Source organism: Kitasatospora sp. NPDC024654 (genome assembly GCF_055559155.1).
Window position 1 is genome coordinate 1 of sequence record NZ_JBVHLF010000185.1, and the last position, 5,257, is coordinate 5,257.

Annotated in this window: 3 protein-coding genes and 1 pseudogene; all 4 read left to right on the forward strand. The window is 71.6% G+C overall.

Going from position 1 to position 5,257, the window contains the following annotated elements:
- A pseudogene (locus ACZ38L_RS38325) lies at positions 1–99 on the forward strand (ATP-binding protein); the annotation flags it as partial.
- Positions 100–427: 328 nt separating this feature from the next.
- The gene (locus ACZ38L_RS38330) at positions 428–4,030 is read left to right on the forward strand and encodes a sensor histidine kinase (protein WP_465702578.1); all 3,603 of its coding nucleotides are present in this window, start codon (positions 428–430) and stop codon (positions 4,028–4,030) included.
- Between the two features lie 6 nt (positions 4,031–4,036).
- On the forward strand, positions 4,037–4,459 hold the full coding sequence (locus ACZ38L_RS38335) for a roadblock/LC7 domain-containing protein (RefSeq protein ID WP_396568563.1): 423 nt from the start codon (positions 4,037–4,039) through the stop codon (positions 4,457–4,459).
- Positions 4,460–4,658: 199 nt separating this feature from the next.
- Complete coding sequence (locus ACZ38L_RS38340) at positions 4,659–5,210, forward strand: DUF742 domain-containing protein (RefSeq protein ID WP_465702581.1); 552 nt, start codon at positions 4,659–4,661, stop codon at positions 5,208–5,210.
- The last annotated feature ends 47 nt before the right edge of the window (positions 5,211–5,257 follow it).

Consider the following 5,257-nt stretch of genomic DNA (forward strand, 5'->3'; position numbering starts at 1 on the left):
GACACCCCCATCATCACCCTCGACGCCCGCCGCCGGGACAGCGCCAAGAGCGCCCTCATCACCCTCGTCGAGCACGCCCTCCTCGCCCGACTCCGATGAGACCAGCAGGGGACCCCGCCGCCGGGGTCCTCTGCTGTGTATCGGATAACGGTTCGGTAGGCATTTCGGACGCTTTGGTCACGGACAGTATGCATGTCAATTCACTCCGTACACGGTCCTCGGGACTTTGGGCTGGGCTGTGGCTGAATGTCCAGTTTGTGCACCAGCGTCCGCAAAACCAGGGTCGTTTGTCCCCTATCCCCGTACGTGCTGAAATTCCAGCGACCCCGAAGTCACCCAAGGCAGTTCCATCCAGCGGCAGGCCGCGGCCGGGGGGTAGCAGCTGGATTGATCCATGGCCGCAAGTCGGCCGAGAGGTTGTTGTCGAGTGAGGCGTAAGCAGCCAAGCACCCCGCAGCGGCGCTCCGAGCCCCGCGAGCCCGACGCCAGCGGCCAGAACCCGCCCGGTTTCTCCGCCTTCACGGCGAGTTCGGAGCGCCCGCCGTCCGGGCTCCCGGGCGGCCGTCCGGCGGCCGGCGGAGCAGGTCCGAAGGCCCCGAGCGGCCCCGCTGGCCCCGGCGGCCCCGGTGGCCCCGGTGGACGCGGCCCCGCAGGCGGCCCCGACGTCCTGGCCGGCGGCGGCGACCGGCCGCCGTCCGGCAGCCGGTACGAGTCCCTGGCCTTCCGCAACTGGCGCGTGCCGGTGCGACTGGTCGCGATTCTGCTGATCCCGGTCATCATCGGCCTGGTCTTCGGTGGTCTGCGCGTCAACACCTCGTTCGACAGCTACACCAAGGCGAGCCACGACGAGCGCGCCGCCGAACTCGCCCGCGCGGCCACCAACCTGGCCAACGCCTACGAGAACGAGCGCGACCTCTCCGCGATACCCCTGATGACCGGCCAGGACCCGCAGGGCGAGGTCGCCAAGCTGCGGGCCCAGAGCGACCAGGCGCTGGTCGCCTACCAGGCCGCCTACAAGAAGGTCGCCCCGGACAACGACGCCGAACTCGCGGCGCGCAACAGCTCGTTCGACATCGCGCTGAGCAGCCTGCAGGCGCTGCGCCAGAACGCCTACGGTCCGGAGCTGTTCGCCACCGCGACGGCGGCCGCCTACGAGGCGCTGATCGACCCGCTGCTCTCCTTCGACAACTCGATCGGCGGCGAGACCGCGGCCGGCGTGAGCCGGGCCCGCAGCATCTACGCGATGTCGCTGGCCAAGGCCTCCGCCTCGGACCAGCGCGCGCTCATGCTGACCCTGATGACCGGTGTGCAGACCCAGCGGGTGACCCGCTACGAGAACACCGAGCTCATCGAGGAGCTGCTGGTCGCCGACAAGCTGCAGCAGGTCGCGATGACCGAGTTCCAGACCGGTTCGGACGACGCCGACAACAAGGTCTTCGCGGACGCCACGGTCGCCCAGTCGGACGCCGACGCCAACGCCCCGCAGCGGATGCCGGACGGCCACACCCTGCCGACCACCGACCTGCTGATGAACATCGGCCTCGCCTTCACCCAGGCCGCCCAGACCGGTGACTCCCAGGGCGTCGCCCAGGCCAACGCGGCGGCCGCCGCCGCCCAGGCCGCGGGTCTCACCTCGGACAACTGGCTGCAGGCCACCAACACGGTGATCAACCCGCAGCACGTGGCCGAGACCAAGCTGCTGAACAGCGTCGTGCAGGACTCGACCACCGAGCGTGACAACGCGCAGAGCGACGCCATCACCAACGCCGCGATCGTGATCGCCTCGCTGGCCCTGGCCGGTCTGCTCACCGGGTTCATCGCCCGCTCGATGATCCTCGGCATGCGCGTGCTCAACACCTCCGCGCTGGACATCGCCAACCACCGTCTGCCGGACCTGGTCGAGAAGCTCTCCAAGACCGACCCGGACCGGGTGGACACCAACGTCGAGCCGATCGCCCTGTGGGGCAAGGACGAGATCGGTGAGGTCGCCCGCGCCTTCGACCAGGTCCACCGGCAGGCGGTCTCGCTCGCCGCCGAGCAGGCCCTGCTCCGAGGCAACCTGAACGCGATCTTCTCCAACCTCTCGCGCCGCAGCCAGAGCCTGATCCAGCGCCAGCTGGCGCTGATCACCGACCTGGAGAACAACGAGGCCGACCCGGACCAGCTGGAGAACCTCTTCAAGCTGGACCACCTGGCCACCCGTATGCGCCGCAACGGTGAGAACCTGCTGGTTCTCGCGGGTGAGGAGCCGGGCCGCCGCTGGAACACCCCGGTCCCGCTGGTCGACGTGCTGCGCGCCGCCGCGTCCGAGGTGGAGCAGTACGAGCGCATCGAGCTGTCGAACATCCCGGAGGCCGAGGTCGTCGGCGCCGCCGTGACCGACCTCGTCCACCTGCTCGCCGAGCTGCTGGAGAACGCCACCTCGTTCTCCAGCCCGCAGACCCGGGTCAACGTCAACGCGACCCGGCTGCCGGACGGCCGGGTGCTGGTCGAGATCCACGACAAGGGCATCGGCCTGACCGCCGAGGACTTCGCCGAGATCAACGAGAAGCTCGCCGAGCCGCCCACCGTCGACGCCGCGATCTCCCGCCGCATGGGCCTCTTCGTGGTCGGCCGGCTGTCCGACCGGCACGGCATCCGGGTCCAGCTGCGCCCCTCGGGCGAGTCGGCCGGTACCACCTCGCTGGTCATGCTCCCGCCCCAGCTGACCCAGATGCGGGCCATGCCGGAGCCGGAGGAGGAGTTCACGGTCTCCCGGATCTTCGCCGACCAGGAGCCGCAGGCGGCCGGTTGGCAGGCCGACTCGGCCGCCCCGCGCAGCGCCGCGGAGCTGGGCTTCGACGACAACCTCGCGGTCGGCCGCGGCGGGGACGGCTTCAGCCCGGCCCTGGAGTCGATGCAGCGCTCGCAGCGGATCGACCAGCGCCGACGGGCCGCCCTGGAGGCCGGCCCGGGCGAGGAGGCCGGTCAGCCGGCCCCCGCCAAGGCCGACTTCGCCGGGCCGGAGTTCGCCGAGCCGGAGTTCGCCGAGCCGGAGTTCGTCGAGGCCGAGTTCGTCGAGAGCGAGCCGGAGACCGCGGAGTACCCGCAGCCGCCGTACGCCGAGCAGGGTTACCTCGAGCAGCAGCCGTACGGGCAGGACCAGTACCAGGACCAGTACCAGGGCGGCTACTACGCCGACCAGGGCTACCAGGAGCAGGGCTACCCCGAGCAGCAGCAGTACGCCCAGGACCAGTACCAGGGCGGCTACCAGGAGCAGGCCTACGGCCGCCAGGACGGCTTCTTCGCGAGCCAGGGCTACGCCGAGCAGCAGCCGCACGCCGAGCAGGGTTACCAGGGCGGCTACGGCAACGACCCGTACCAGCCGGAGCGGTTCGACGGCTTCCAGCAGAGCAGCCGGCGGCCGGAGGATCCCGCCCAGCACCCCTACCAGGCGGAGACCCCGGCGCTGCCCGCCGGCGACGCGCTGGGCTCCGGCCTGCCGCTGCGCCGGCCCGGCCAGCAGCTGAACAGCAACCTGGGGGCCACCCGGGCGATCGGCACCCCGGGCACCGAAGAGCAGCCCAACTGGTTCACCGGTGCCCGGGACACCTCGGCAGACGCCGCCCCGGCGCGCGGCAGCCACGAGGTGTCCGCGCTCGGCGGTTCGAGCACGCCGACCGGCCCCAGCTGGCAGTCGCAGAACGACGCGGACTGGCAGCGTGCCGAGCAGCTGCGCGAGCCCGCCTCGGGCGGCGTGACCGGCTCCGGCCTGCCGCGCCGGGTGCCCAAGCAGAACCTGGTGGCCGGCAACGCCAAGTCGGCCGCGCAGGACGGGGCTTCGGCCCCGCAGGACGGGCCGCAGGTCTCCCGGAACCCTGAGGAGGTGCGCGGCCGGCTCACCAACCTGCGCCGTGGCGTCGAGCAGGGCCGTAACTCGGGTTCGACCGGGAGCTTCCGGATCGATCCCAGCCAGCCCGGCCGGTCCGGGCAGGGACAGCACAACAGCAGCACCGATCTCTTCGGCGGCTCGAACCACCAGGAGCGTTGAGTTCAGATGAGTCAGATGAGCCAGGCCGCACAGAACCTGAACTGGCTGATCACCAATTTCGTGGACAACACCCCCGGGGTGTCGCACACGGTGGTGGTCTCCGCCGACGGTCTCCTGCTCGCCATGTCCGAGGGCTTCCCCCGCGACCGCGCCGACCAACTCGCCGCCGTCGCCTCCGGCCTCACCTCCCTCACCTCCGGCGCCAGCCGGATCTTCGAGGGCGGCGACGTCAACCAGACCGTGGTCGAGATGGAACGGGGCTTCCTCTTCCTCATGGCCGTCTCCGACGGCTCCTCCCTCGCCGTCCTCGCCTCCCCCGACTCCGACATCGGCCTGGTCGGCTACGAGATGGCCCTCCTGGTCGACCGCGCCGGCGCCGTCCTCACCCCCGCGCTGCGCGCCGAACTCCAGGGCAGCCTCCTGCACTGACGTCCCGTCGGACGGCACCCCGGCGACGGGGCGCCGTCCGCTTCGTAGTACTTGTAGTATCCGACCGCCCACTCCGAGTCGGCTTCGGCCGACTCGGCGCCGGGCTCTGTACGGCCCCTCGCACCACTGGCCACGGCTCCTCCGGGACCGGGTCAGCTCCGTTGCTCCAGCACCGCCGCACCCTGTGAGGAGAGGACCCGTGACACCGCCCGATGACCATCAGGGCCAGTACGGTGTTCCGTACCCCGGCACCGGTCACGACGCCTTCGGCTCGCCCGGCGCCGGCCCCGGCCAGCCGTACGGCCAGCCTCCGTACGGCCAGCAGTACGGCAACCCCGGCCAGGGGGTCGAGCAGCCCGTCGCACCGACGCGCCCGACCCGCCCGGCGGAGCCGGAGGAGCAGGACAGCGGCCCGCTGATCCGCCCGTTCGCGATGACCGGCGGACGCACCCGGCCCCGGTACGAACTGGCCCTGGAGGCACTGGTCTCGGCCAGCGTCGAACCGGCCCGGCTGGCCACCCTGCTGCCCGAGCACCAGCGGATCTGCGGCCTGTGCGCCACCGAGGTGAAGTCGGTGGCCGAGGTCTCCGCGCTGCTCGGCCTGCCGCTCGGGGTGGCGCGGATCCTCGTGGCGGACCTGGCCGAGGCCGGCCTGGTCGCCATCCACCAGCCCGCCGCCGGGGGCGAATCCGGCAACCAGCCCGACGTCACGCTGCTCGAAAGGGTCCTCAGTGGACTTCGCAAGCTCTAGCCCCGCGGCCACCCGCGCCACCACCTCGGCGAAGATCGTCGTCGCAG